This window comes from Sphingomonas abaci, assembly GCF_014199625.1.
GTDB lineage: Bacteria > Pseudomonadota > Alphaproteobacteria > Sphingomonadales > Sphingomonadaceae > Sphingomonas > Sphingomonas abaci.
On sequence record NZ_JACHNY010000004.1, the window covers coordinates 77,468 to 100,759 of the forward strand.

The window sequence follows — 23,292 nt, forward strand, 5'->3', positions numbered from 1 at the left end:
CAAAGCGGGGGCGATCCGGGAAGCGGGGGCTTCCGGTGGGGGCAGGATCGGGGGAGGTGGGCGCAGGCGAACCCGCGCGGGATCAGGTCATGGCGTCGGTGTCGCCGGCAATGGCGGCATCATCCCGATCGTCGTTGGCAGGTTCCGGCGCAGCGTCATTCGCCGGCATCGGCAAGGCGGCAGTCCGCGGCGAAAAGGGGATGTCGATCGACCCTTTGGGGATCGCGCTCATCACACAGGTACGGATTACGACCAGCTCGGCGACGAACACATGGCCGCAATCGTCATTGTCGCAGCGGTAGCGGATGTGGCGGATCAGCGGCGTCAGTGCGAGCGAGTGGCGGATGCTGGCCCGGCTTTCACAATGCGGGCAGACAGCGCCCGGATCGCCCGGCTTCTTGGCAGAAATATATGGTATTGTCGGCTTGTTCACGACGGTTGTCCCCCGGCCTTCCCCGCACCTGACCCCACGCCCTGCGGGAGGAAGCTTATGAGCCGGCGCAGCATCTTGCCGACCGCCGTCTCCGCTTCCCGCGCCTCGACCACGGCACGATGGATTTCGCGCGGGGAAGCGCCGGGGCGTGCCACGGCAATAGAGGAGGCCACCGCCTCGCCCAGCTCACGCGCGACCGTCGCGGCATCTTCGAGCAGGGCTTGGTGGCACGCGATGGTGTCAGCCATCTTGGTATCGAGTTGCGCCGAGAAGACGGCAGAGAATGGGGCCTCTTCGCCACCATCGGCGAGGTATGCAGCGTCCAGCGCCACCGCCTGGTCGAGGCTAGGCCAGCGATCATCCTCGGGATCGGACCAGCGGCGCAACGTGCGCTCGCCCAGGCCGCCGACCGCCATGCGAGCCGCTTCCCAACCAATCCGACCGGCGACGCGAGTCATGGCATCTGCCCAGGTGTGAGGGACGCGGGGTTTGGTCACTTCGCGCCATCCTGGTGCGAAAGGGCGGCTCGATCGCACGCGACGATCGAGCCGCTAGGGCCTACGGATGAAGGGTCGCCGTTATTTTCGGGAGGGCACGGCGCATCCGTGGGTTCGGGAAGAGGATAGATATCGGGCCGGAGAACATGACGAGAGATGCCGGTCGCGGCCTCGATCGGCAGGACTGCTTCGGGCCAGACAGACTGCTTATTGCGAAGGCGCAGATTGACAGTGCCCTGCGACTTGCCCGCGATCTCGGCGAGACGGGTTTGCGACCCGACCGCACGAGCGGCCAGCGCAAGCGGTGTGTCTACCTGATGCTCGATGCCCATGCATTCTGATTATTGAAGCTTCAATAGTGAGTCAATGAAGAAATACGGTGCCCCCACTATTGAAAAACCGATAACCATCCGGCCGTGATCGGATCGAAGGTCAAAGCGCGCCTTGATGCGCTGGGCATGACCCAAACGGAGCTGGCGGCCGAGGTGGGCGTCACCCAAGGCACGATCGCCAGCCTGATCTCGGGACGGTCGAACGGATCGAAGCACCTGCACAAGATCGCGCGGGCGCTACGCACCAGCCCGGAATATCTCTTGGGCGAGACAGATGTCGTTAGTCCGCGAGAGGCACCAACCGAACCCGCTTATCTAAAGACCGTCGTCATGCACGTCGCGATGCCGAATTGCGATGCACTGACAGCGATGTTCAACGGGCTACTGCGGAACGTCGATCTAACTTTAGCTCGCGGCGACGTTGCTCGGCAGCTTGCTGAGCTGCTTCCCATCGGGCTTGCAACGCTTGCAGATTTGCGGCCCGATCCTTTGGAACCCCAGCATCCCGGCGATCATGCATCAGCCGTAGCATCCGACGCCATGCGGCATCCCGTACCGCAACCGTGACCGCGCATTCGGTGTCGCACGGTATGCAGCCTTCGCTGCATCCTGCCTTCTTCAGATTAGCTCCCACCCCGCGCGACGTAACGAAATTGGATCATTTTCAAAGCGAAACAGCATCCATTCCAGTGCTAACGGCGCGCGCATGACGCCCCCCCGCGCCCCCCTGACCCCCCGCCAATCGGAATGCCTGCGCCTGGTCTGGGAGCGGCAGGCGACCAGCAAGGAAATCGCGCTCGATCTGGGGATCAGCAAGAAGACGGTGGACGAATATCTGGCCCAAGCCGTCAGGGCCTTGGGCGCGGCCGATCGGCGCGAGGCGGCGCGCCTCGCCTTTGGTCCGATGACGGCGGCCGAGACGGTCAACGCCCCCCTGCCCGACCCCCGGACCGCGTCCGAGGGGGACCGGGACCGGGTATCCGATGCCCCCAATTTCACGCCACAAGCGCCTCTGTCGACGATGGCGTCGCCGCCCGTCCGCCCCTGGCGAACTGCGGAGCGGCCACGCAATACGATGACGTTGGTGCAGATCCTGGGCTGGATGGCGATGACCGTCACCGGCTCGCTGGTGGCGCTGGCGGCATCCGCTTCCATCGGCGCGGCCATGCCGGGGATCTGGCGGCCGGTGCTGGTGGCGATTCGTCGGCTCACACACTAGGCCGTGGGGGCGTCCCCTGCGGAAAGGGGAGCCACCATGCTGAATACTCGTCTCGAAGTCGCCCGCTCGGTTGGGATGCCGCTGATCAAGATGGAAGAGCATCTTGACCAGGCGCTGACCCAGGCCGCCGCGATGCAGACCGCCGCGATCAATGGCCGTCGCCGCGCCAAGCTGCCGCTGGAAGCCGGCGAAGATGCGCTGACGCTGATCGCCGATGCGACTGCGCAGCTGCTCGCCGCGCGCAAGGCGGTGCATCAGGCGCATCGCCTGTTCCGTCAGGAACAGACCAACATGGGCCTCGGCGTCGTCAGCTACGGCGATTACGGCGATACGCCCGAGGGATCGTCGTCCACGCGCGCCGATGTCGCGCCGCTCCACGTCGTCCAAGCGGCGTGAGATGGATGGCTTGACGCCATGCCATTCGGGTGCAGAGGAGCGTGCGCATGAGCGCGCTCCTCTTCCTGGTCCTGTTGCTAGGCTGCTGCGGCTACGCGCTGCTGCGCGGCGATGGGCCGGAGCGGGTAGCCGCCGGATTGCAGATCGGAGCCTTTGCGCTGGGGCTGACGCTGCACCGGCTGGTCGAATCCAACAGCTATGCCACGGCACTGCCGGCGACGATGGTCATCGACTTGGTGCTACTGGCGGCGCTGATCGCGCTGACGCGCCTTTCGACGCGGTTCTATCCCTTCTGGCTGGGGACGTGGCAGGGCGCGGCCGTGGTGGCGCACCTGGCCAAGCTGCTCGATCCAGGGATGCTGCCGACCGGCTATGGCTTCCAGACCGGCTTCTGGGCCTATCCGATGCTGATCGCCACGGCGGTCGGCACCTGGCGGCACCGCAAGCGGGTGGCGAGCGGCGACCCAGATCCAGGCTGGCGCTCGCAGGTGAGCTGATCGAGGCGGCGGCATGACGCGGGACGATCTGGCCCGCTCGGCCGAACGCATCCTGGAACGGCGACGAATGCGCGACCGGTTCTTCCAAGGCGATCTGGACGGCTTCGGTGAACCGGCATGGGATATGCTGCTGACGCTGGTAGCGCGGGGCGGCACCACGCCGGCCGAGCTGCTGGTCGCGGCGGTGCCGATGGATGCGGATATCGTGCGCAACTATCTGCTTTGGCTGCAATCGCATTCGCTCGCCGCGATCGAGGGCGAGACGGTCAGCCTGGCCCGGCGCGGGTGGGAGCAAATGGCGGGCTATCTGGCGGCCGAGGCGCAGTGGGCGGCGGCCGCGTAGCGATCAGACGGCGCTTTCCAGCTTCAGCCGCGTCCCATAGCCCTGCTCGCCCAGATCGTGGGTCACCTCGGCGATCAGCCATGTGGTCGCGTCGATTTCCGCTTTGAAGCCGGACGCGGTCACGCGCTGCTCGGGATAGAGATCCGCACGGCCGAGGGCGAGCGTCAGATCGAGCGTCGCGGCCTGGCGCGCGGCGCGCCTGCGTTCCGCCTCGGCCGCCCGCTTCGCCTCGGCCTCGCTGGTATAGACCCGCGCCAGCTTCTTCGCGCCATCCGCGTTGCCGGCGGTCACCTCCTGCCGCTTCGCCTTGCCGCGATCGTGCCAGACGGCGGTGACGCCGGGGGCATCGTCGCGCTTGGCAATGCGGTAGCCGTGCTTGTCGCCGACGCGCCTGGTTAGGGTCACCGCCGGCAGGGCGCGACCGGTCGCCGTCTCGCCCGCGCCGATCGGCGACAGGATCAGCACCCCGGCCTTGATCGTCGCGACCGCATCATGCTCGCGCCCCAGGCGGCGCAGGAAGGCAAGGTCGCTTTCCCGGCTCTGCGCCTTGGCGGTGACGGCGATGCCGGCGAGGCGGGCTGCGCAGCGGGGTTTCCAGCCATGCGCTTTGGCGACGTCGCTGACGATCGCGCCCAGCGTCGACTTCGACCAGCTCCGCTCGCGCCGGACGGTCGCCGCGCCGGTGAAGTCGGCCGACCGCGCGGTGACGCTGATCAGGTCGGGCGCGCCGTCATGCGCCACCTCGTCAATGATGAAGCGGCCCTTGTCGACCAAGCCGGGGGCGACGTCGCTGCCCTGGAGCCATCCCAGCGACACGCTGACGGCCGCGCCGATCTTCGGCAGCGGGGCCGCGCCGTCGCTGTCATCGATCTGGATCGTCAGCTCGTCCGCCTGACCCTCGCGCTTGTCGGTCAGGGTGAGCGCGACCAGGCGCGGGCGCGGCCGGCCGCCGCCTGGCGGTTGCACCTTGCCCTTCAGCCGGGGCGTGATGTCCAGGCCGTCGACTGTCACCTGATAGTCAGGGATGGCGTTGACGAAGGCCATCAGGCGCGTCCGGCCGCCGACTGGCGCGGGGCGGCGTCGACGGCGAGTAGATCGATGGTGAACTCGATCTTGCGCGCCTTGCCATCCCCGAAAAACGCAGACTTCTTCTCCTGGATGCCGGTGATGACCCAGGCCCCATAGACCTTGCCGGTGCCGTCGGTCAGCGACCAGCAATCGCCGGTCGCGGCCATGTCGCGCAGCTCGTCGAGCGACGCCTCGCCAGCTTGTAGCTCCGCCATGGCGACGCCGGTCAGGCTGATCGTGTCTTCGCCGGGGCCGGTGTACTGGTGCGCGTCGCTGGTGCCGACGCGCCCGGTGCGGGCGTGCCGCCAATCGCTGCTTCGCGACAGCTCGGCCGGGGTCAGGGTGGGCAGCTCGAAGACGAACAGGCCAAGCGCCATCATCGACATGGTCAGTATCCGTAGTCAGGGGTGTCTGCGAGCGACGATCGCGCCGCACGATCGGCGACCTGGTCGCGCCGATCGAGCGCATCGGAGACGGCGCGGGCGATGGCGTCCCCGAGATCCTGCGGGCTTTGCCCAGGCACGCTGTTGACGTGCACGGTGACGCTGATCGGCGCGCGCGCGGCGCTGGCGGGGAACGGTGCCGGCGCGGCCATGGCGGGGACGGTGCCGATGCCCAGGGTCGCACCGATCGCCAGCGCCTTGGTCAGCACGCCCGAGGATTGCTCGATGCGCAGCGGACTGCCGGGCGTCCCGTCCAGGGCGTCGGTTAGCCGGCCGGAGACGTCGCCGATGCGGCGCACCGGACCTTTCGCCCCGGCGGCAATGCCCTGGTCCAATCCTTCCATCATGTACCCGCCGAAGCTCATGAAGACTCGGCTTGGCGAGTGGATGCCGAGCTTTTTCTTGAAGGTGTCCATGGCGATGCCCGCCAGACGCATGATCGCCATAGCAACAGCGCCGGCCTGCCCGGTGATGCCACCGATCAGGCCCGCGACGATGTTGACGCCGATAGACGAAAAACGCTGGGGTAGCGTCAGGAACCAGTCCAACGCCGATCGCGCGCTATCCTTCATGGTCTGCCATGCCCCGGCAAACCATGCCGTGATTGGCCCCCAATTCTTATAGATGAGATAGGCCGCCGCACCGATAGCGACGACGCCGGCAACAACCGCAAGCGCAATCCCGACGACGGGCAGCATACCAATCCCAAGAGCGCCCGATGCGAACGCCAGCGCCGAAAAGGGCGCGATGAGGCCGGCGATGACGATCGCACCGCCCCCCAGGACAAAGAACAGGCCGGCGAAGGCGGCCGCGCCGACCATAACCGCCTTGGTCGCCTCCGGATGGCGCTGGGCGACGTCGCCAATCCAGGTGGCGAAGGCTACAGCCTTTTCCGTCACGGCATTGACGGTAGGCAGCAGCTGCGATGCCAAGGTGATTGCCAAGACGCTGCCATTTACCGTCAACTTCTTTGTCTGCTCGGCCGAATCCTTCATCCGCTCGGCGAAATCGCGATCGGTGGTGCCGCTAGCGCCGGCGGCCTCGGCGCGGATGCGGCGATATTCCTCCATGTTCTGGATCAGCGGGCGCAGGCCCTGCTGGACCTGGGCATCTTCGAACAGATAGCCGAGCTTCGATAGGTCGCCCTTCAGCGTCTTGTTGGTCAGCTCGGCGATGGCTTCCAGCGGCGTCTTGCCTTCCTTGTACGCCTTTTTCAGCGCCTCGGGCAGGTTGACGCCCATCTTTTCAAACGCCTTGTTGGTGGCGGGCGAGGCGATCTTCTGGAGGATATTGGACAGGTTGGTGCCGGCGGTCGCGCTGTCGCCGGCCCCCTTGCGCACGATCTGAAGGCCGGCGGCGAGATCCGCGACGGCATCGGTGCCGGTCTGGCCCAAGCCCTGATAGGCGGCGGACAGCGCCGGGAAATACTGCGCCATGTCCTTGATCTCGAATGCGCCCGCCTTGCCGGCGGTCGCCATGATGTCGATGACCTTGCCGGTTTCGGCCACCGGCACCTTCAGGCTGTCCTTCGCGGCGAAGGCAGCGGCGGATAGGTCTGCAATTTCAGCCTTGTAGGCGGTGGAGGCCCGGCCGATCGGCGTCATCATCGCCACCGCGTCAGGCACCTTCGCGCCCAAGCCCGCCAGCGTGTCAACGCCGGCTTGCAAGTCGGCCGGCATCTGATTGGCGGCGCGGGCGGCAATCAGGAGCTGGCGGCCGAGCTGGGCGGATGCCTGGCGCGATAGATCCGCTTTCTGCCCGATATCGGTCATCACCGATTCAAACTCTTGCGCCTTTTTCACCGCGGCGATTTGCGGCGCGGCCATGATCATGCCGGTGCCGATCGCGGCCGCGCCGCTCGCCGCCATGCCGGTCGCCGCGCCCTGCATCCGCTGGAAGCGCTGACGGCCGGCGTTCATGCGCCGCTCGCGATCGGCGAGCTGCTGCATCCGTCGCGACTGTTCCTCGATCTCGCGATTGGCTCCCGCCATTTGCTGGCGCAGCTCGCGCTCGTGACGAGCCAAATCCCTGGTCGAGATGCCGGCCGCGCCCAGGCGCTCGCGCAGCTCGTTTAGCTGGCGGGTTTCGGCCTGGTGCTGGCGCTCCAGCCGCTGCGCCTCGGTGCGCGCGCGGGCGAAGTCGCGGGTCATTGCGCGCGTGGGATTGGCCGCCTGGCCCATGGCGCGGCCGAGATCGGTCACGCGCTGGCGGGCGGCCTGCAACTCGCCCTGGGTGGACCGCAGGCCGGTCTTCAGCTCGCGGAAGCCGGCGATATCGGACTGCGCCCGCTCCAGGCCTTTCAGCCGCTGCTGGGTCGAGGCCAGCGCCTGGCCCGCTCGGCCGGCCCCGGTGGTCAGGTCGCGCAAAGGCCGGCTGAAGCGGTCGCCAGCTTCGAGCAGCATCCGGATACGGAGATTGCGGTCCATGTCAGTCCTTGATGCCGGCGCGTGCCTTGGCGCGCTCGATCGCCATCGCGTGCCAGCCCATCAGCTCGACCACGCCCATCGCGTCCATGGCGGCCGGCCCCCATCCGAAGACGGTGGCGAGATCCGCCATCACCGCTTCTACTCGGTCGGGAAGGCCGACCGGATCGCCGCCTTGGCAGCACTCGGCAACAAAAAATCCATCACCTCGCCACCGAACTGCATCAGGTCGGCAACGTCCATGCTCGCGCCCTTCAGGATTTGCGGCGAGGTGATACGCGGCAGCAGGATTTCCAGCGACAGGACGTCGAGCTGGTTGAGCGCGGACAGCGTCAGGCCGCGCAATTCGCCCGAGCCGGGCTTGCGAATGGTGACTTTCTGGCCGGCCTCGATCAGGACGGTGTCGCCGTGCATGACGGGGCCGTCGAGGGTGATTTGACGCGTGGAAAGGTTGGTCGCCTGGTTGGTCGGGATCTGGTCGGTCATGGCACGGACTTTCGGGAACGATGCAGCGGCACGGCCGCCGGGGGCGCGGGGCGGCGTGCGCCGCCCCGGCCGGTGGGTCAGAGGATCGCGTTGCGCAGCTCGGCGTAGCGGTCGACGCCGTCCACGATGTAGACGCCGTTGAGGAGGTCGATCTCGACCAGGACGCGGCCGTCCCACTCCTCGCGCAGGTAGGACAAGGCCCACTTGTCCTTGAACTCGCCGCCTTCGCCGACCTTGGCTTCGCCCTTGTCGATCTCGACCGGGCGACCGCGCATGGTGATATCGACCCGCGTCACCTCGCCGGTCGAATCGTCCTGGTAGCCACCGGCGAAGCGGCGGAAGGTGCCGGCGACGCCAGGCGTGCCGAGCTGGCGGATGGAATCACGCATCGGTCCGCCGCAGGTGGTTTCCAGCTCCAGCTTTTCGAGGCCCATATCGATGGTCACCTCGCCGATCATTCCAGCACCGCGCCAGTCTTCGCCCTTCATGGCGATCTTGGGCAGAGTGACGGAGGAAACCTGTCCCATCCAGGACTGGCCCTCGTTAAAAACGTCCATAATCTTGAGCTTGCGCGGCAACGCCATGGGATTGGCTCCTGGTTAGTGTGAGAAGGTGGCGGGATCAGGCGGCGACGGCGGCCGCGAAGTCCTGGAAATATTCGCCCGTGATCCGCTGATTGAGCAGCAGGTTTTCGAGCGGCGGGACCGGCGTATAGTCGTAGTCGATCACGACTTTGCCGGCCTGGAGCGTCGCCACCGTGTTCTTGGTGGCATCGAACCAGGCGCGGCCACCGATCAGCTGACCGGCCGCGACCAGCTCGCGCAGCTTGCCGTTGATCGTCTCCACGATGTCCTTGACCAGGCTGGGCTTCAGCGGCTTGTCGATCGCCCACATCATGCCGCCCGCGATCGTGTCCTGGATCACCTGGGCGGCGCGGGTGGCGCTTTCGAAGGCGAACAGCGGTTCGGTCGAGCAGGTGCGCGACCCCCAGAAGCGGAAGCCTTCGCCGGTGCGGATCAGCGCCGTGATCTGCTTGTCGTTGAGCAGATTGGCTTCGCAATAGGGGTCCTGGACGTCGAAGCCGACGTCGCGGGTCAGGCCGATCACGCCGTTTACGGGCACGTTGGACAGCGTGCGGTGCCAGCCTTCCTCCTGGTCGATCTTCGCGCGAAGACCCAGGGCATAGGCGACCGCGAAGCCGGTCACGTTGGTCGCGGCCTTGCTGTCGAAGGCGAGGAAGTTGGGCCAAAGGAGCATCAGCTCGCGGCCCGAGGCGTTGGCGCGATCGGCGATGGCGCTGGCGGTGTCGTCGCCGATCGCCTTGGCATAGACCATGGCGCGCAGCCGCTGCGCGATCACCTGAAGCGCGGCGCGGACCGGCAGCGTGTCGAGGCCGGGCGCGCCGAGGATGCGCGGGCGGACGCCGACCTGGCCCTCGGCCGCCAGCAGCGCCTGCATCCCGGTCTTCAGTCCGTTGGTGGTGGTGCCGATGACCGCCGCGTTGGTGGCATTGGCGTCCGCGCCCGGCGCGACGCGGACGACGACGACCGGGCAGCGGACCTGGTCGGCGATGGCGCGCAGGGACCGCGACAGCGTACCGGTGGTGCCGGCCGCGCCGATCGCGGCGTCGATGTCGACGATCAGCGCCGGCCGGTCGAGCGGGAAGACCGCCGCATCGGCGTCCGGCGCGGTCACGACCATGCCGATAACGCCGGTGGCGACGGTGATCAGGCTCCGGGTGCCCTCGTTGATTTCGGTGATCGTAATGCCGTGCATGGTTGGCTCCTATCGAGCGGTGAGGCTGCCGAACGGCAGGGAAAGGCGGGTGGCTGCGGTCGCGGCGGGCACGTCCAGGCGGACGCCGTCCAGGACCAGGGCGTAGGAGCCGGCGGGGCCGGCCTGCTGGATGGTGACGCTGGTCAGGCGCAAGCGCGGCTCCCAGCGCATGAGCGCCAGCGCCGTGGCGGCCTTCAGGCGCATCTGGCCGAGCGCGTTCATCGGCTGGTCGATCAGGTCCGGCAGGTGCGAACCATAGTCGCGGCGCGCGAGGCGCGAGCCGATCGGCGTGGTCAGGATATCGCGGATCGACTGGCGCAGATGCTCCAGCCCTTCCAGGCGGCGGCCGGTGGTGACGGACATACCGATCATTGCGGCGCTCCGGAGATACCGCCGCCCGTCTGGACGCCGGTGTGCTTGTGGCCCTTCAGCGACTTGCCGCCGCCCACCACGTCGCTGTCGCCGGTCACGGTTCCGGTCGCGCGTAGATCGTCGTTGACCGCGACCGGCCCGTTGATGGTGACGGGGCCGTTGATGGTCAGGCCGCCGGGCGCATAGATCGCAGCGGTTCCACCACTCGGCAGGTTGACGGTCAGGGTGTGGTGGACCGGCTCATAGTCGATCCATGCGCCGTCATCGAACGCGGCGTGGAAGCTGTCGGTGCTGGCGGGCGCGGGCCGCCCGTCGAAGAAGATGCCGCCCAGCGCCATGCCGGCGAGCATGTCGCCCTCCGGACAGACCAGCAGGACTTGCTCGCCGATCGCAGGCGGGCACCAGATGCGGGCCGAGCCGGCGCGCGGCGAGATCCAGGGAATGTCGCCGGTCATCATGTCGCCGACGCGCACGGTGCAGGTCGCCTGCGCCAGATCGACCGTCTCGACGGTGCCCAGGCGCAGGACGTCACCGATCAGCTTGTTGGGGTCGACCGCGTCCATAATGGAAGCGACCATGACGGGCAGACGGGCCACCCGTCGCGGGGGGTAAAGGTGTGGCGCGGCTCGCCACACCTTTTGCCTATTCGGCCGGAGCCGTGGTGTCGGCCGTTTCGACCGGCTCGGCCGGCACCTCGGCCGCTGCCGGCAGCGCCTCGGGTTCGGGCTGTTCGGTGATCACGCCCAAATCCATCTTCACCGCGACGCCGCGCGCCACCTGGGCGACGCGATCGGCGGTCGCGGCCGGGTCAAATTCGCCGTTCTTCAGGCACGCGTTCACGGCGCGCTTGTGAACAAGCTCGCCGACGGTGAAGGAGACGGGGACTTGGCGGGTGGCGGGATCGTAGGAACCGATTTCGGTCTGCATGGGGCTTCCTTTCAGGCGGGCCAGTGGTGGTCGGCGGTGACGTCGAGCGCGGTGAGGCTGCGCGCGGACATGGTGGCGATCGTCGCCTCGATCTGATTCGAGGCGGCGCGGATGGCGTCGATCCGCTGGCGCCGATCGATGGCCGCATTGGCGATGACATTGGCGGCCGGGTCGCCGTCCGCGCCGGCAGCGGCCGCCAGCGCCGCCATGGCGATGGCGGCATTGTCATTGGCCTGCTGGATCAGCGATGCGGTGGCGACGATGCGCCGGCCGGCCTCGGCCTTCACGCCCTGGACGGCAACGGCGCGGCGCTGCTCGACCGGGATGATCGGCTGCACCGCGACCGGCCGGCCGCGCTTCATGGTGATGGTCATGCCGGCGGTGCGCGCCTGGAGTAGCATCGCATGATCGTCGGCGCTGACCTTGACGGCATCGGCCGGCAAGTCGGCGTGCAGGCTCGCGTCGAAGAAGGTGTCGCGGGCGGGGCTGTAATGGATCGACATGGGGGGTCCTATCGGCCGATGGCGAAGATCTTGGGCGCGGTGGCGGCGCTATCGTTCGGATTGCCCGAGCGCTGGCGCATGACGGTGCAGCCGTCGGTCGCGGGATCGCCGACGAGCTGGAACCAGCTATCGCCGCGATCGGTCGCCGATTGGATCTGGGTCGAGGGGAACGCCTGGAAACAGGCGTTCGGGAAGGCGATGGGCCAATTCACGAAGATCGCCGCCTCTACGCCTGGCGACTGGTAGGGGCCGGTCACCCATTGCAGGATCAGGCCGTTCGGCAGCACCTGGTAGCCGTTGGCGGCGAGCGACGCATTGGCGAAGGCACCGGCAATATCGGCTGCGCTGTGGCCATGCGCCGAGGGCGGGAAAGTGTCGGGCCGGCCGAGCAGATTGCCCCAGCGTCGCAGATCGTCGGCCTGCCAGCCGTCGACCATGTCCGAATCCAGGCCCGACCCCGCGCCGTCATTGTCTGGACCCCAGACCGACAGGCCGCCGCGAACGATCGTTCCGGCAGATAGCGCGGCCGCAGCGAAGCCGCCTTCGCGCGAGAGCTGCGCGACAATCCCTTGCTGGCCATTGCCGAAATTGATGCCATTGCCCGCGTAGAAGTTGAGGAACAGCGCGAACCCGCTCAGCGGGTCAATATGGATGTTGCCGTTGGTCACGGCGATTTGTCCGACCGGCGCACCCGTATTCGCAATGCCGCCGACCCGCAGCGAGCGGCCATTAGTGCTATTGCCGAAGTCGTAATAGACGTCCGTTCCGACGCTGCCCGCAACGTCGCGCCGCATGAACTGCGCCGCCTGAAGGCCGTCGAGCATATCGGCGTCCAGACCGCTGCCAGCGCCATCATTGCCGGCGTGCCAGACGGGGCCGCCATTGAAGTTGATGCCGCCGCTGGTGACCCGCAGCCGCTCGGTGCCGGTGCCCCACTCGCCTTGGTACAGGCCGAAGGCACCGTCGCCGAGCGAGCCGAAATGCCAATTCCGGCTGACGTTTGCACCTGTGGCTTCGCCGAGCTGGATAAAGCCGTAGCCGGAGCCGAGTTCTGCGACGCGGAGGCCAAAGGCGGGCGACCGCATCGTGACCTGCCCGGTGAAGGCATCGCCGCTCTTCAATGCGAACTCGCTCCCCTGTCGCCCATCGAGCAAGTCGGCGTCCAGGCCGCTACCCGCGCCATCATTCGAGGGCGACCAAAGCTTGGTCCAGCCGGCGGGCCGACTGCGGATGTACAGCTCGCCGCTCGAATAAGGCGAGGCGATCAGCAATCCTCGATCAGAGACGTCGCCACCCGCCAGCGCCGCCACATAATGAAGGGTGCCGGGCACCGGCAAGTTGGTGTGCCGGCTGAAGGCCGAGCCACCAACCGGAAGGTTGTCCGGGTCGATAGTGCTGATCTGGGCGACGCTTTGCGGCAACCAAAGGTCCTGCGGAATAGAGCGGCCGCGCACCAGATCGGCGTCTAGGCCCGACCCCGCGCCGTCATTGTCGGGACCCCAGACAGACAGGCCGCTGCGCACGATCGTCGGGGCGGAAAGCGACGTTCCTACGAAGCCGCCTTCGCGGGTGATCCGCGCATTGAAGCCTTGCTGGCCGTTGCCGAAATTGACGCCGTCGCCCGCAAAGTAATTGAGGAAAACCGCAGACCCGTTGGTGGAGTCGATATGTATGTTGCCGGTAGTGACAGTGATCTGGCCAACCGCCGCACCCGTATTCGCCGGGCCACCAACGCGCAGCGCGCGCCCATACTGACTGTTGCCGAAGTCGAAATAGACGTCCGTTCCGACGCTGCCAGCAACATCACGCCGCATGAACTGCGCCGCCTGGAATCCATCGAGCAGATCGGCGTCCAAGCCGCTGCCGGCACCGTCATTGCCAGCGTGCCAGACTGGGTTGCCGTTGTACGCGATCGAGGTCGAGGTGACCAACAGGCGCAGGCTGCCCGTCCCCCAGGTGCCCTGGTAGAGCGCGAAGCTGCCGTCACCCTGCGAGCCGAAATGCCAATTGCGGAACGTCTCGCCCGCGTCGCCCAGCTGCATGAAGGCATAGCCTGGGAAAGAGGAAGCGACGGAGAAGCCGAGGTTCTGATTGGGGGTGCGGATCGCGACCGGACCGGTGAAGGTGTCGCCGGCCCGATTGGCGGGCGCATAGCCCAGCCATGCCTGGACCGACGCCTTGGCGACGGCCGGCGTCACGGCGCGCGTCGCGTCGGTGCCCGCGCGGCCTTCATCGGCGGTGGCCAGCTCGACCAGGCCCTGCCGCTCCGTCGTCGCGGCGGGCAGCAGGAAATTAGCGTTGCCGAAGGTGATGCTGGTCGCGGCGATGTCCTGGAGCGTCACGTCGATCGCTAGCAGCAGCAGCGCCTGCGCCGACTTCTCCACGATCACGTCCGCCTGACCGTAGATGGCGAAGAGCGTGCCATCGTCCAGGTAGAGGCCGAAGGATCGGACGGTGTAGACGGCCGCGCTTTCGTCCTGCACCGTCAGGTGGATGGTATCGGCGGCCGTCTGCGCGCCCGAGATCGTCGCGATGCGCTTGATCTCGCCGGGCAAGGCGGTCGCGGTAGCGGCCGGCACGGTCGCGGTGGGCGAAACCCCGACGGTGGCGATGCGGACAGCGCGCGTGCCGCTCTTGTCGGCGTTGATGAGCGCGGCGCGGCCGGCGTTGGTGATGAGGATCGTCAAGGCCATGGGCGAGGCTCCGGGGTCAGGCAGCAGCGAGGGACAGGCGCGCGAGCGTGGCGGGGCGGACAGCGGCGACCGCCTGCATCCCGCCCGAGGCCGCGACCGCCTGGGTAAAGGTGAAGTGAGAGCGTACCGGCTTGGTCCGCCGGATCTCGGCGATGACCGCGTCGGTATAGGCGGCGCTCTTCTCGGCCGCGACGATGCTGCCCAGCGACAGTACGATCGCAAAGGTATGGGGGTCGCCGGCCGGCTGCATCTCCCACCATTCGCGGATGGCAAGCGAGCCGCCGAACGCCTTGACCACGGCGCGGACGGACGAGGCCGTGCCCTTGTGGCGCTGAATCTCGATCGCAGCCGCCACGCGGGCGCGCTTCACGCCTTCAGGCCAGTCGCTCGACCAGGTGTCGATCGACAGCGCCCAGGCGAGGAAGGGCAGCGCCGATAGCGGGCACGTCCAGGGGTTCCACAGGTCGCGCAAGGGCGCGGGCAGCTCGGAGATCCGCCCGGTCGCAACCTCGAAGCCGCGTTCCAGCGGCGAGGCGTTGGGGGGCAGCAGCGTCATTCGCCGATGCCGGCATGGGTGATGGCGATGCCGCTGCACCAGGGCGCTTGCGTCCGATCGACCGGGATGTCTGCCGCCGGCGCGGCGAGCTGCACCGACACGACGCCTTCGACGTGGAGCGCGGCGAGGATGCCCGAACGCGCCACGTCGCGGCCCAGGCGATGGCAGGCGGCGACATAGTCATCGAGCCGCGCGCGCGCCGTCTTCAGCACGATCGAGGCATCGGGACCGTCAAAGGTCCGGATCGTGGCATCGATCGCATAGCGGATGATCGTCGCCGGCTGGACGGTCAGCGCGTCGGTCATCGGCCGGCGGGTGTCGTCGGACAGATAGGCCATGACGGCCGCGACCAGCGCGGCCGAGGCGGTGCCATCGTCCAGGCGCGATAGGATGGTGACGACGACGCGGCCGGGCGTCGGGCTGGTGGCGCTGGCGTCGAGCACCGCCGGATCGGCGGACAGCGCGTGGAAAATATAGGCTCCTTCCGGCCCCGCGACCGAATAGCCCTCCGGGGCCAGCACCAGGCGACGGCGGAATTCATCATCCGTCTCCATCACCGCCGGCACGCCGCGCGCGGGATCGCCGGGGTCGCGGGTGAGCCGCGCCACGCCGAGCAGCGCGGCGAGCTGGTCGAGATCCGCACCGACCGCAAAGGCCGGCATGACGGCGCGCGCCGCGTCGTTGATCTTCGCGCGTAGCAGCATCTCGCGATAGGCGACCAGCTGGAGCAGCTTCACCGCCGGGTCGGATTCGATCGTGGCGTCGAAGTCGGGCACCAATGCCAGGAGGCTGGCGAGATTATCATCGTAGATCGCATCGAACGACAGCGTCTCGATCACCTGCGGCGCGGGCAGGCGCGACAGGTCGACGGGCGTGAAGGCGGCAGAGTCGGAGGCCATGGCCCCATGTCGCGGGGGCCGACCTATACTGGCGAGGGGGCAAAAGGTGTGGCGAGCCGCGCCACACCTTCTACCGCGATAGATGCTCCAGGATGCGGTCGACCAGGAGGCCGCGCTCGGCGGTGGTCAGCCCGAGCAGGACACGGCGCGCATAGCGGACGGACTTGCCGCTCTTGGACGCCTTGTCGGTGCCGCCCGCCTGGTGGATCGCGGCGATGCCGGCGGCCGGCCCGCTGAAGCCGATCCAGGCTTCATCCTCGGTGCTGCCGGCGCGTAGGTAGCGGCCGGTGCGCAGACGCCGAAACATCGCCGCCTGGCGCAGCTTGCCCTGGCGGCGGAACTTGCCCGCGCCGGCATTCTGTTCGCCCGCGTCGACGGGCAGCCATTTAGCGACATGGTCCCAGAAGAAGGATCGGATGGCCCCGGCCTCGACGTCATAGCCGGTCAGCAGCGGACCCTGGCGCACCCAGCTCTTCATGAAGACCAGGCGCGGTTCGGCCGCGCCCTTGGGATAGAGGAAGCGGACCGCATAGGTGCCGCGCACCGGCTCGGCCTTGGCTTTCCGCTTCTCATAGGCGCTCCCGTCGGGGTCCTTTTGCGCGCCGATCCGGGCGGACTGGATACCGCGGATCTCGCTGGCGACGCTGCGCAGGATGCGACGGCGTTCGGCCCCGCCCACGCGGCGCAGCAGCGTGCCGGCAAGCTGCTCGATCTGGTCGAGGCCGTCGCTCATGGCTGGAAGGCGGGATCGCTGGTCTGGGCGATCAGCTGATCGCGCAGGAAGAGCTGCCAGAGCGTCGCGCCGCAGACGCCGGGGAAATGGTCGAGGCCGGCGGGTTCGTCCAGGTGCTGGACGGCGTAGCCGCCGCCATCCGGAGTGACGACGCGGACGCCCTCGGTCAGCGCGATCGTGATCGACAGGTCGGCCGCCTCCCCGTCCAGGATCTCGGCCTCGAATTTGAACGGCAGGCTATCCGGCCTGGCGAGTAGATCCGGCTGCGCCTCGGCGATCCAGGCGAGGACCGGCACGATGACCAGGTTCCGATCGCCGACGAAGTCCTGCACGACCAGGTTCAGCGTGTAGCGATATTCGAAGGAAAGGTTGCCGGCGCTGGCGGCGACAGTGCCGGCGTCGACATAGAGCGCCAATCGCTCGGGGTTGGCCGCAAGGCCGGGCACGGCCTGGAGCAGAAGGCGGCGGAGCTGGTCGGGCTTTTGCATCGCCCAGGCGTGGCAGGGCGGCGCGACCAGGCAAGAGGGCAAGGGGTGTGGCGACGCGCGCCACACCCGCAAGCATCAGGCGAAGGCAACGCGGCGACGGCGCAGCGCGTAGCCGGTGAGCGCGAAGCCGGTCAGCATCAGCGCCCAGGTGGCGGGTTCGGGCACGATACCAATCGCATACTCGACCCCATTGCCGCCGATCGTGTCGCCCTCTTCGACGCTGACGATCGCAGCAGCTCCGTCGAAATAAGCAACGGGCGGGCCGCCGAACGAGACGACCAGATTATAAGAACCGCATGGGGGGTTGAAGCCTTGGGTGGCCGATCCAGCGCGGCTGTAGCACGTTTGCGCGGTCACCTGCGGGAAGGGCATGGTGCCCTGATAGGAGGTGGTGATGCTAAGTCCTGCGTCCTGGAAGGTCGCCGTATAGACCACATCCTGGATGATGCGCACAAAGACATTGGCATCATCGGTTTCAAAGAGGCTGATGGCGAACGACGTACCATCAAACGAGCGCTTGTAGTCAAAGTCCGTGGTGGGGAATGGACGCTCATAGCCTTCACCGACCGCCGTAATCTTGACTGTCAGGCCGGTCGCCGCCTGGGCGGCAGACGTGCTCGTCAGCGCCACCATGGCGGTCAGTGCCCCCGCCAGCATTCGGTTGATGATCATCATAAACTCCCTGTCGCGGACCGTTATCCGCGACAGGTGTTTTCCTTTTATATGGTGAATGGTCAACCGGTGACGGTCAAAGTGTCATTGAAAGCGTAAGATGCCGTGTAGCCCTTGGCACCCGACAACACGACTCCGACACCCATTTTCTTGCCTCTCTCCGCATCGGTCTGTGTATAGGTCCATCCAGTCGCACCGGTGACGGGGACACCATCTGCCGTCCACTGAATAGCAATCCCGGTCGTATTGAAGGCCGGGGGCAGATCAAGCGACAACTCCTGCCCAACCATCCGCGTCCCGAGAACGCGGATGACGGAATTGCTTTTGATATAGGGCGGGAAGATGCCGTCGTAGGCATCCAAATAGGCATCTGCCTTGGGGGCATCCGCCCGAGGCTGGCCCATATATTCGTAGATGCCCCACGCGCCCGACTGGGAGTTCGAGATGCGCGAGATCCAGTTGTAATGCATGAAAGGAACGCCACGCCCGAGGCCATGGATGCGCTGAGACTCGCCCAGATAATACCCATAGGCGACCTTCATCAACGGCGACCGCTGACGCCGATCCTGAAGGGACTGGTCGGCCTCGGTCGAGTGTTGCCCGACCTCATAGGTCTCCACCTTATAGCCCTTCGTAGCCGCCAATTTCACGGTGGCATCGATCAGGCTCATTTGAGAATTGACGCTGTCATAGGCACCGGCGAAGTATTTTGCGTCGTCCGGCTGATCCTGCGTCGGGTAGAAGTAGGGTGCAATGTACACCACCTGCATGATCGACGGATCGTTGCCGGGATAATTGATGATCTTGCTGGTCACCGATGGGGCAACGGCCATCGATCCGAGGCCGGTGATGATCCGGTCGCCATACGCCTGCTTGAGCGCCGTGAAGACAGGAATGGCGCGGAAGCACGATTCACCGATCGAGCGGTCGAGGATGTTGGTTTCGACCGCACCACGGTAGATCGACCAGGCACCGAACCAAAGCGGGCCGGTGAAACTGAGGTTGAACGCCTCGTTACCAAGCTCGACCCGAGGGACCTTGCTCGTACCGTCGAGGATTATCTTCATGGCCTTGACGGCATATTCCTGCGAGCAGTTTACGTTCAGATTGATGAACGGGTTTAGCTGCGTCTTCGCGAAGAACTCCGAGATATCCTCGAAAGTAACCTGGGCGGGGTCGGCATCGACGCCGTCGCGAATATTGGTCTTCGCGAGCGTCGTCATGGTATCGGTGCTGGCGCTGCCCGAATAGGAGACGGTGAACATCTCGATCATCAGCGTCGTCTTGGACAGCAGGTCCATGACGGACTGGACCGTGCCGCCCGAGGGTGGCGTGATCACGATGTCGCGGCCAGTCGCAACGATCGAGCCTGAGCCGGACGGCTCCACAACGGTGACCGTCCAGTTGTTGCCCTTGCTGCCGTACCAGTGATTGTTGGGCAGATACTGGGAGACGATCTCGGCAGACGCATATGGCCGGATCGACAGCGAAAGCCGCGCCGAGGCATGGCTAGTCGGCAGCAGAATGCGACCGTGACGGGGGCGCATTCCAAGCCGGCTTGTCCGGCGGTTAGCCCAGGTCAGGACGCCGTCGTCAAAGCCGGTGTGATAGGTGTTGGGGAGAAGGAAATCCATGCATCGGCCGTATCCCCACTGGCGTGCGCCCTCGATAAAGCCGGCGTACCATGTCGTTCTATCGACATAAGCACCGCCCGACGCCACGATTTCAGAGCACCAGATCTTGCGAATAGGATTCGCTGCATCCCACTTGCTCGCAGGGATCGAGATATAGGTCGAAGTCCCACCCGCCTTCAGGTTGAACTCCAGCTTGTTGGTGCCACGGACGGGATTGCTCGTTGCCCGGCCAGGATCGCTCAATTCAAGACCCTGTCCTCCCTCCCATTCGACGCGGACCAAGCAATCCGTCGCGACCGGATCTAGCTGCATCAGATAGCTGCTGACGCCTGGTTCGAAGCTCAAAATTTCGCCAGAGGCGATGTCGATCCAGGGCGCGTTGGCGCTATTATACTGGTTCTTGCCGTAGCCGTCGCCGCGCCAGCCATTGACCGCAAGGTTGTTGAACATCCGGGGATATCCCGAGATGTTCATTCCCCAGGTCGTGCGATCGGTTGCGTAATAGTCAACCGGTGCAACGATATCGGACGACCCCTTCTGGGCTACCGTGACCGCCACGCGCTTGCCGGCATATTTCGCGGGGACTGCCGCATCAGGGATGCGGACCTTTGCTCGGCCCTTGCGGAGATTCGAGACCTTTTCGCAATCCACGACTGTGCCGTCGGGATAGGTCGCCGTGTAACCGGCCGGCGGGCTGCCAGCCGGATTGCTATAGGCGATGTGCAGGCTCGCGCCACGGCCGAAGAAGCTCGGCTCATAGTCAAGCACGCGTAAGGGTTCGACGTTGAGGTTGCTGAAGGAGCAGGTGAGAGTATCGCTGCCGCTCTTCTTCTGGGCACGCACGAAGGTGCCGAGGCCGCTGGAAAAGGCGGTATCCATCTCTGCTTTTCCGATGGTGTGAACAAGCACGCCATTCAGATAGCCTTCGATCAGCCTCGATCGCTCATTGTAGATAAGCTCGAACTTATCTGCGCGGGTCTGAGGGCGCCCAAGGTTGGTCACGGCCGAAGCGCCGTTGAAAATCACCCACTTACCGCCCGACGGGTAATAGTAATTCTTGTACTGCCCGTTTCCGGACTGCGTCATCTTCAAGCCGATATTCGGCATTTCACTGGCGATGTCGCAGAACATGTACAACACGATCTCTTGCGACAGGCTCGTCGTATCATTGGCGGCAACAGGAAACTGGACGAACTTCTGGCTGTACGTCTTGAGGTTGATGAAGTCCGTATCGGTGGTCGCGGTCGGACCGTAGGAAACGTCCGTCGATTCGTTGGACAGGAAGGATTGGCTCGCCGAAATCAGGAGGCTGAGCGATGCATCGGTCGCTCCGGTCGCAGATATGACGATGACGTCCGTGCCAGCCGATAGGGCCGCCATGCCGCGCACCAGCTTCCAACCGGCCGCCTCGCCGCCCGCAATAACGTATCGACCATCGCTCGGCTTCACGGTCGGCGTCACACCGGTCGGCACGCCTGCGATGTCCGCGATTTTAGTGCCCGCTGCGGTGTCCTCGGCGATCGACGCCGGAACGTTGGATAGGGTCAGCTTGGGGGGCACCGCCGCTGCGGCGATCGTGATCGACGTCGAGCGTGGCGAGTTGCTTGCGCCCGCGAGCGTCTCGGTGAGCGTGCCGGTTCCGGCCGAGGCGCTGCCATCGAAGGCGTAGGTTCGAGCCGCGCTGTTGATCACCATGCCGGTGATGGTCGTTCCGATCGTCGATCCGGTCGTCGCACCGGAGATAGAGCCGCTGCTAGCGGTGCCACTGGTCAGCGAGCCGGAAAGGGTTAGCGCTCCAAGGGTCGGCGTAGGCGTCGGCGTGGGCGTGGGCGTCGGCGTCGGCGTGGGCGTCGGCGTGGGCGAAGGCGTCGGGACCGGCGTGGGGGTTGGTGTCGGCACCGGGGTGGGCGCAGGGGTCGGGACCGGCGTGACGATAGGTGCGACCGGGCCATCGGCTGCGCGACCGAGCGCCATCAGCGTGAACGTCGCCATGGTCGAACGCCGACGATCTCCGGAGGTGGCGACGATGCCGATCACATAGGCGGTACCGGGCATCGCCTCGGCGCTGCCGCGCACGACCATGTCGCCGGACAGCGCAAGCTGACCTGGCACGGGTCCGACCGTTGCATAGGTCGTCGTGCCCGACTCCATACCGGCGAAGGGATCGCGCAGGCGCTGGATGACATCGCCGACTGTACCGCCGGCAGGAAAGCTGTCGTTCGAGACCAGGATAGACGTCGCGCCCGTGCCGAGCAGGACGGCGATGCGATGGTCGATGATGGAGAGGCGGCGCATGTGAGATTAGTCCTTGGACGGAGAGGCGGAGGGCGTGGGATGACAGGCTCCGGGCGAGACGAACTCGACCAGGCGATCGAGCTGGTCGGCGTTGGCCCCGAAGGCACGGGCGAGGCGGATGATGCCGGCGCGGGCGCGCGTCGGGATCTGCGCGACCAGCGCTGGGTCTTCGGGCAGGCCGGCCGGGCGATCGGCGCAGCGGAGCAGATCCGCTGGAGGGGTGATCTTCACCGGCACGGCGATCGGCACGGGGAGCGGTGCCGGCGGGTCAATTCGCCGCCCGCAGGCCGGCAACATTGTTGACAGCAGCAAACCACTCGCGATCGACCAGATTGCGGCGCTCGGCTTCGGCATCGGCTTTCTCCATGGCGATAGCGGCGGACTTCGCCGCCTCGGCCGCGCGGCGCGCGGCATCATTGTCCCGCGCCTGGCGCGCGTTATTGTCGGCAAGCGCCTTGGCCATCAGCTGGGCAGTCTGGCGCTCGGCCTCGCCCTTCCATTCGGCGAGCTGCTGGACGCGGGCACCACAGTCGACGCCGTCCGCGACGCGGGGGCGGGCCGACGCGAAGTCGATGCCGGCGCTTTTGCAGATCAGCTCGGCGCGGTGCAGGACCGCGTCGCGATCGGCGATGGCGCGCTCGGCGCGGACGTAGAGGACCGCGCCAGCGCTGGCGACGGCGAGCAGGACGACGAAGGCCAGCTCGGCCTTCAGCTTGGCGAACAGGCCTTTCAGCAGGATCACCGGGGCAGCTCCTTCAGGCAAAGGGCGCGCTCGGCGCGCCGGCGGTTGACAAGGCCCTGCACCACGCGCCCGCCGGCCCGGTTCCAGGCGAGGAAGCCTTCACAGGCGGCGGCCCACTGGCCCGCGTTGAAGAGGCGGGCGACGGTGGAGCGGCAATAGGCGGCGGTGCCGATGTTGTAGGCGAGGCTGATCGCGGCCGAGAGTTGATTGGGGCGGCCGCGCAGGGCTGGCGTACAGGCCAGCACCGGCTCGGCGTGGCGGATCAGCGCCTGTTCCTCGCGCACCCGGCAGCCTTCGACCGTCTCGACCATGCCGGGCTTCACGCCCAGCGTCTCACCGCCGCAGATCGTCCAGACGCCGACGATATCGGGATAGGCCTTCAGGTAGACCTTGCCGCCCGATTCCCAGCCGGACACGAAGGGGGTCACGATCAGCGCGGCGGCCGCGCCGATCACGCCGACCAGCGTCTTGACCGGGCGGCGCTTGGTGACGGGCGCGGTCACTTCGCGTCCTTCCGGCCGGGCAGGACGGCGAGGACGCGATCGAGCAGCTGACCAGGCGCGCGGCCGATCGTCTCTTCCGCGCCCGTGATGAACTTGGGTGTCGCGCGGAAGGCGACCATGCCGACGACGAAGCCGATCGCCTGGCGCACATAGGGATCGAGCGGCGGCCACGGCCACAGCGCGGCCGTGGCGTTGGTCACGAAGTAGGAGACGGTGACGCCGACGGCGAGCTGGGCGAAGCGGCGCGACCAGGTCACGTCCGGTTCGAACACTAGGCTGATCAGCGCGCCGAGCGCGGCGGGCACCAGGCCGAGCATCCAGGCCAGCAGCGCCGCGCCGATCTCGTGGAGAAGTTTGTCCAT

The 23,292-nt window shown here is 66.8% G+C and carries 30 protein-coding genes; 5 read left to right on the plus strand and 25 right to left on the minus strand.

The genetic code is table 11. The features are described 5' to 3' along the window. Nucleotides 1-82 precede the first annotated feature (82 nt). The 3 genes from GGQ96_RS10440 to GGQ96_RS10450 are packed head-to-tail and all read right to left on the minus strand — an operon-like array spanning nucleotide 83 to nucleotide 1,262. Nucleotides 83-433, minus strand: a complete 351-nt coding sequence (locus tag GGQ96_RS10440; RefSeq protein WP_221239913.1) for an ogr/Delta-like zinc finger family protein — start codon at nucleotides 431-433, stop codon at nucleotides 83-85. Beyond that, nucleotides 430-891 carry a hypothetical protein gene (locus tag GGQ96_RS10445; protein ID WP_184114383.1) on the minus strand — a complete coding sequence of 154 codons (462 nt, stop codon included), beginning with the start codon at nucleotides 889-891 and terminating at the stop codon, nucleotides 430-432. The genes GGQ96_RS10440 and GGQ96_RS10445 overlap by 4 nt, the downstream gene beginning before the upstream one ends. A 35-nt stretch (nucleotides 892-926) precedes the next feature. Next, nucleotides 927-1,262 carry a transcriptional regulator gene (locus GGQ96_RS10450; protein WP_184114384.1) on the minus strand — a complete coding sequence of 112 codons (336 nt, stop codon included), beginning with the start codon at nucleotides 1,260-1,262 and terminating at the stop codon, nucleotides 927-929. Nucleotides 1,263-1,346: 84 nt separating this feature from the next. Here GGQ96_RS10450 and GGQ96_RS10455 point away from each other — a divergent pair, with 84 nt between their 5' ends. From GGQ96_RS10455 to GGQ96_RS10475, 5 genes are all read left to right on the plus strand, one after another. Next, a complete protein-coding gene (locus tag GGQ96_RS10455) occupies nucleotides 1,347-1,829 on the plus strand; it encodes a helix-turn-helix domain-containing protein (RefSeq protein WP_184114386.1) in 483 nt (160 codons plus the stop codon). A 139-nt stretch (nucleotides 1,830-1,968) separates the two neighbouring features. Next, a complete protein-coding gene (locus GGQ96_RS10460) occupies nucleotides 1,969-2,481 on the plus strand; it encodes a helix-turn-helix domain-containing protein (protein ID WP_184114388.1) in 513 nt (170 codons plus the stop codon). 36 nt (nucleotides 2,482-2,517) lie between these two features. Further along, nucleotides 2,518-2,877 (plus strand): hypothetical protein, encoded by a 360-nt coding sequence (locus GGQ96_RS10465; protein ID WP_184114389.1) that lies wholly within the window; start codon nucleotides 2,518-2,520, stop codon nucleotides 2,875-2,877. A gap of 47 nt (nucleotides 2,878-2,924) precedes the next feature. Further along, nucleotides 2,925-3,374 carry a hypothetical protein gene (locus GGQ96_RS10470; RefSeq protein ID WP_184114390.1) on the plus strand — a complete coding sequence of 150 codons (450 nt, stop codon included), beginning with the start codon at nucleotides 2,925-2,927 and terminating at the stop codon, nucleotides 3,372-3,374. Between the two features lie 13 nt (nucleotides 3,375-3,387). Next, nucleotides 3,388-3,717, plus strand: coding sequence for a hypothetical protein (locus GGQ96_RS10475; protein WP_184114391.1), 330 nt, complete (start codon nucleotides 3,388-3,390; stop codon nucleotides 3,715-3,717). A 3-nt stretch (nucleotides 3,718-3,720) separates the two neighbouring features. On the opposite strand, the gene GGQ96_RS10480 is transcribed toward GGQ96_RS10475, so the two are convergent. The 22 genes from GGQ96_RS10480 to GGQ96_RS10585 all read right to left on the minus strand — a co-directional run bounded on the left by GGQ96_RS10480 (nucleotide 3,721) and on the right by GGQ96_RS10585 (nucleotide 23,292). Next, nucleotides 3,721-4,761: a contractile injection system protein, VgrG/Pvc8 family gene (locus GGQ96_RS10480; RefSeq protein WP_184114392.1), complete on the minus strand. Its 1,041-nt coding sequence runs from the start codon at nucleotides 4,759-4,761 to the stop codon at nucleotides 3,721-3,723. After that, complete coding sequence (locus GGQ96_RS10485) at nucleotides 4,761-5,171, minus strand: phage tail protein (RefSeq protein ID WP_184114393.1); 411 nt, start codon at nucleotides 5,169-5,171, stop codon at nucleotides 4,761-4,763. Before GGQ96_RS10485 ends, GGQ96_RS10480 begins: the two co-directional genes overlap by 1 nt. Before the next feature lie 2 nt (nucleotides 5,172-5,173). Continuing rightward, on the minus strand, nucleotides 5,174-7,654 hold the full coding sequence (locus GGQ96_RS10490; protein WP_246360427.1) for a phage tail tape measure protein: 2,481 nt from the start codon (nucleotides 7,652-7,654) through the stop codon (nucleotides 5,174-5,176). 1 nt (nucleotide 7,655) lies between these two features. Continuing rightward, nucleotides 7,656-7,784 (minus strand): GpE family phage tail protein, encoded by a 129-nt coding sequence (locus GGQ96_RS10495; protein WP_184114394.1) that lies wholly within the window; start codon nucleotides 7,782-7,784, stop codon nucleotides 7,656-7,658. Between the two features lie 8 nt (nucleotides 7,785-7,792). Next, complete coding sequence (locus tag GGQ96_RS10500) at nucleotides 7,793-8,137, minus strand: phage tail assembly protein (RefSeq protein ID WP_184114396.1); 345 nt, start codon at nucleotides 8,135-8,137, stop codon at nucleotides 7,793-7,795. Nucleotides 8,138-8,214: 77 nt separating this feature from the next. After that, a complete protein-coding gene (locus GGQ96_RS10505) occupies nucleotides 8,215-8,721 on the minus strand; it encodes a phage major tail tube protein (protein WP_184114398.1) in 507 nt (168 codons plus the stop codon). A 37-nt stretch (nucleotides 8,722-8,758) separates the two neighbouring features. Further along, a complete protein-coding gene (locus tag GGQ96_RS10510) occupies nucleotides 8,759-9,913 on the minus strand; it encodes a phage tail sheath subtilisin-like domain-containing protein (RefSeq protein ID WP_184114400.1) in 1,155 nt (384 codons plus the stop codon). A gap of 9 nt (nucleotides 9,914-9,922) precedes the next feature. Further along, complete coding sequence (locus GGQ96_RS10515) at nucleotides 9,923-10,285, minus strand: GPW/gp25 family protein (protein ID WP_184114402.1); 363 nt, start codon at nucleotides 10,283-10,285, stop codon at nucleotides 9,923-9,925. Then, complete coding sequence (locus tag GGQ96_RS10520; RefSeq protein WP_184114404.1) at nucleotides 10,282-10,863, minus strand: phage baseplate assembly protein V; 582 nt, start codon at nucleotides 10,861-10,863, stop codon at nucleotides 10,282-10,284. The genes GGQ96_RS10515 and GGQ96_RS10520 overlap by 4 nt, the downstream gene beginning before the upstream one ends. A gap of 64 nt (nucleotides 10,864-10,927) precedes the next feature. Next, complete coding sequence (locus tag GGQ96_RS10525) at nucleotides 10,928-11,212, minus strand: hypothetical protein (protein ID WP_184114406.1); 285 nt, start codon at nucleotides 11,210-11,212, stop codon at nucleotides 10,928-10,930. Between the two features lie 11 nt (nucleotides 11,213-11,223). After that, nucleotides 11,224-11,715: a hypothetical protein gene (locus tag GGQ96_RS10530; RefSeq protein WP_184114408.1), complete on the minus strand. Its 492-nt coding sequence runs from the start codon at nucleotides 11,713-11,715 to the stop codon at nucleotides 11,224-11,226. Nucleotides 11,716-11,723: 8 nt separating this feature from the next. Then, nucleotides 11,724-14,408: a gp53-like domain-containing protein gene (locus tag GGQ96_RS10535; protein ID WP_184114410.1), complete on the minus strand. Its 2,685-nt coding sequence runs from the start codon at nucleotides 14,406-14,408 to the stop codon at nucleotides 11,724-11,726. Nucleotides 14,409-14,424: 16 nt separating this feature from the next. Next, nucleotides 14,425-14,964 carry a phage tail protein I gene (locus GGQ96_RS10540; protein WP_184114412.1) on the minus strand — a complete coding sequence of 180 codons (540 nt, stop codon included), beginning with the start codon at nucleotides 14,962-14,964 and terminating at the stop codon, nucleotides 14,425-14,427. Next, nucleotides 14,961-15,863, minus strand: coding sequence for a baseplate assembly protein (locus GGQ96_RS10545; protein WP_184114414.1), 903 nt, complete (start codon nucleotides 15,861-15,863; stop codon nucleotides 14,961-14,963). The genes GGQ96_RS10540 and GGQ96_RS10545 overlap by 4 nt, the downstream gene beginning before the upstream one ends. Nucleotides 15,864-15,933: 70 nt before the next feature. Continuing rightward, nucleotides 15,934-16,596 carry a phage virion morphogenesis family protein gene (locus tag GGQ96_RS10550; protein WP_184114416.1) on the minus strand — a complete coding sequence of 221 codons (663 nt, stop codon included), beginning with the start codon at nucleotides 16,594-16,596 and terminating at the stop codon, nucleotides 15,934-15,936. Beyond that, the gene (locus GGQ96_RS10555; RefSeq protein WP_184114418.1) at nucleotides 16,593-17,084 is read right to left on the minus strand and encodes a phage tail protein; all 492 of its coding nucleotides are present in this window, start codon (nucleotides 17,082-17,084) and stop codon (nucleotides 16,593-16,595) included. The genes GGQ96_RS10550 and GGQ96_RS10555 overlap by 4 nt, the downstream gene beginning before the upstream one ends. A 75-nt stretch (nucleotides 17,085-17,159) precedes the next feature. Beyond that, nucleotides 17,160-17,756 (minus strand): PEPxxWA-CTERM sorting domain-containing protein, encoded by a 597-nt coding sequence (locus GGQ96_RS21415; RefSeq protein ID WP_184114420.1) that lies wholly within the window; start codon nucleotides 17,754-17,756, stop codon nucleotides 17,160-17,162. A gap of 62 nt (nucleotides 17,757-17,818) precedes the next feature. Beyond that, nucleotides 17,819-21,685 carry a hypothetical protein gene (locus tag GGQ96_RS10565; RefSeq protein ID WP_184114422.1) on the minus strand — a complete coding sequence of 1,289 codons (3,867 nt, stop codon included), beginning with the start codon at nucleotides 21,683-21,685 and terminating at the stop codon, nucleotides 17,819-17,821. A gap of 6 nt (nucleotides 21,686-21,691) precedes the next feature. Next, a complete protein-coding gene (locus GGQ96_RS10570) occupies nucleotides 21,692-21,934 on the minus strand; it encodes a hypothetical protein (RefSeq protein WP_343059002.1) in 243 nt (80 codons plus the stop codon). A gap of 19 nt (nucleotides 21,935-21,953) precedes the next feature. Beyond that, nucleotides 21,954-22,427 carry a hypothetical protein gene (locus GGQ96_RS10575; protein WP_184114426.1) on the minus strand — a complete coding sequence of 158 codons (474 nt, stop codon included), beginning with the start codon at nucleotides 22,425-22,427 and terminating at the stop codon, nucleotides 21,954-21,956. Next, entirely contained in the window at nucleotides 22,424-22,930 is a 507-nt protein-coding gene (locus GGQ96_RS21420; RefSeq protein ID WP_184114428.1) for a glycoside hydrolase family protein, read from the minus strand. Before GGQ96_RS21420 ends, GGQ96_RS10575 begins: the two co-directional genes overlap by 4 nt. Then, complete coding sequence (locus tag GGQ96_RS10585) at nucleotides 22,927-23,292, minus strand: hypothetical protein (protein WP_184114430.1); 366 nt, start codon at nucleotides 23,290-23,292, stop codon at nucleotides 22,927-22,929. The genes GGQ96_RS21420 and GGQ96_RS10585 overlap by 4 nt, the downstream gene beginning before the upstream one ends.

What these genes read in the sequence shown, in the direction of transcription:
- GGQ96_RS10445 (WP_184114383.1), bottom strand. Translation starts at nt 891, where the DNA reads ATGACTCGCGTCGCCGGTCGGATTGGTTGGGAAGCGGCTCGCATGGCG.
- GGQ96_RS10450 (WP_184114384.1), bottom strand. Translation starts at nt 1,262, where the DNA reads ATGGGCATCGAGCATCAGGTAGACACACCGCTTGCGCTGGCCGCTCGT.
- GGQ96_RS10460 (WP_184114388.1), top strand. Translation starts at nt 1,969, where the DNA reads ATGACGCCCCCCCGCGCCCCCCTGACCCCCCGCCAATCGGAATGCCTG.
- GGQ96_RS10465 (WP_184114389.1), top strand. Translation starts at nt 2,518, where the DNA reads ATGCTGAATACTCGTCTCGAAGTCGCCCGCTCGGTTGGGATGCCGCTG.
- GGQ96_RS10470 (WP_184114390.1), top strand. Translation starts at nt 2,925, where the DNA reads ATGAGCGCGCTCCTCTTCCTGGTCCTGTTGCTAGGCTGCTGCGGCTAC.
- GGQ96_RS10475 (WP_184114391.1), top strand. Translation starts at nt 3,388, where the DNA reads ATGACGCGGGACGATCTGGCCCGCTCGGCCGAACGCATCCTGGAACGG.
- GGQ96_RS10480 (WP_184114392.1), bottom strand. Translation starts at nt 4,761, where the DNA reads ATGGCCTTCGTCAACGCCATCCCTGACTATCAGGTGACAGTCGACGGC.
- GGQ96_RS10485 (WP_184114393.1), bottom strand. Translation starts at nt 5,171, where the DNA reads ATGTCGATGATGGCGCTTGGCCTGTTCGTCTTCGAGCTGCCCACCCTG.
- GGQ96_RS10490 (WP_246360427.1), bottom strand. Translation starts at nt 7,654, where the DNA reads ATGGACCGCAATCTCCGTATCCGGATGCTGCTCGAAGCTGGCGACCGC.
- GGQ96_RS10495 (WP_184114394.1), bottom strand. Translation starts at nt 7,784, where the DNA reads ATGGCGGATCTCGCCACCGTCTTCGGATGGGGGCCGGCCGCCATGGAC.
- GGQ96_RS10500 (WP_184114396.1), bottom strand. Translation starts at nt 8,137, where the DNA reads ATGACCGACCAGATCCCGACCAACCAGGCGACCAACCTTTCCACGCGT.
- GGQ96_RS10505 (WP_184114398.1), bottom strand. Translation starts at nt 8,721, where the DNA reads ATGGCGTTGCCGCGCAAGCTCAAGATTATGGACGTTTTTAACGAGGGC.
- GGQ96_RS10510 (WP_184114400.1), bottom strand. Translation starts at nt 9,913, where the DNA reads ATGCACGGCATTACGATCACCGAAATCAACGAGGGCACCCGGAGCCTG.
- GGQ96_RS10515 (WP_184114402.1), bottom strand. Translation starts at nt 10,285, where the DNA reads ATGATCGGTATGTCCGTCACCACCGGCCGCCGCCTGGAAGGGCTGGAG.
- GGQ96_RS10520 (WP_184114404.1), bottom strand. Translation starts at nt 10,863, where the DNA reads ATGGTCGCTTCCATTATGGACGCGGTCGACCCCAACAAGCTGATCGGT.
- GGQ96_RS10525 (WP_184114406.1), bottom strand. Translation starts at nt 11,212, where the DNA reads ATGCAGACCGAAATCGGTTCCTACGATCCCGCCACCCGCCAAGTCCCC.
- GGQ96_RS10530 (WP_184114408.1), bottom strand. Translation starts at nt 11,715, where the DNA reads ATGTCGATCCATTACAGCCCCGCCCGCGACACCTTCTTCGACGCGAGC.
- GGQ96_RS10535 (WP_184114410.1), bottom strand. Translation starts at nt 14,408, where the DNA reads ATGGCCTTGACGATCCTCATCACCAACGCCGGCCGCGCCGCGCTCATC.
- GGQ96_RS10540 (WP_184114412.1), bottom strand. Translation starts at nt 14,964, where the DNA reads ATGACGCTGCTGCCCCCCAACGCCTCGCCGCTGGAACGCGGCTTCGAG.
- GGQ96_RS10545 (WP_184114414.1), bottom strand. Translation starts at nt 15,863, where the DNA reads ATGGCCTCCGACTCTGCCGCCTTCACGCCCGTCGACCTGTCGCGCCTG.
- GGQ96_RS10550 (WP_184114416.1), bottom strand. Translation starts at nt 16,596, where the DNA reads ATGAGCGACGGCCTCGACCAGATCGAGCAGCTTGCCGGCACGCTGCTG.
- GGQ96_RS10555 (WP_184114418.1), bottom strand. Translation starts at nt 17,084, where the DNA reads ATGCAAAAGCCCGACCAGCTCCGCCGCCTTCTGCTCCAGGCCGTGCCC.
- GGQ96_RS21415 (WP_184114420.1), bottom strand. Translation starts at nt 17,756, where the DNA reads ATGATCATCAACCGAATGCTGGCGGGGGCACTGACCGCCATGGTGGCG.
- GGQ96_RS10565 (WP_184114422.1), bottom strand. Translation starts at nt 21,685, where the DNA reads ATGCGCCGCCTCTCCATCATCGACCATCGCATCGCCGTCCTGCTCGGC.
- GGQ96_RS10585 (WP_184114430.1), bottom strand. Translation starts at nt 23,292, where the DNA reads ATGGACAAACTTCTCCACGAGATCGGCGCGGCGCTGCTGGCCTGGATG.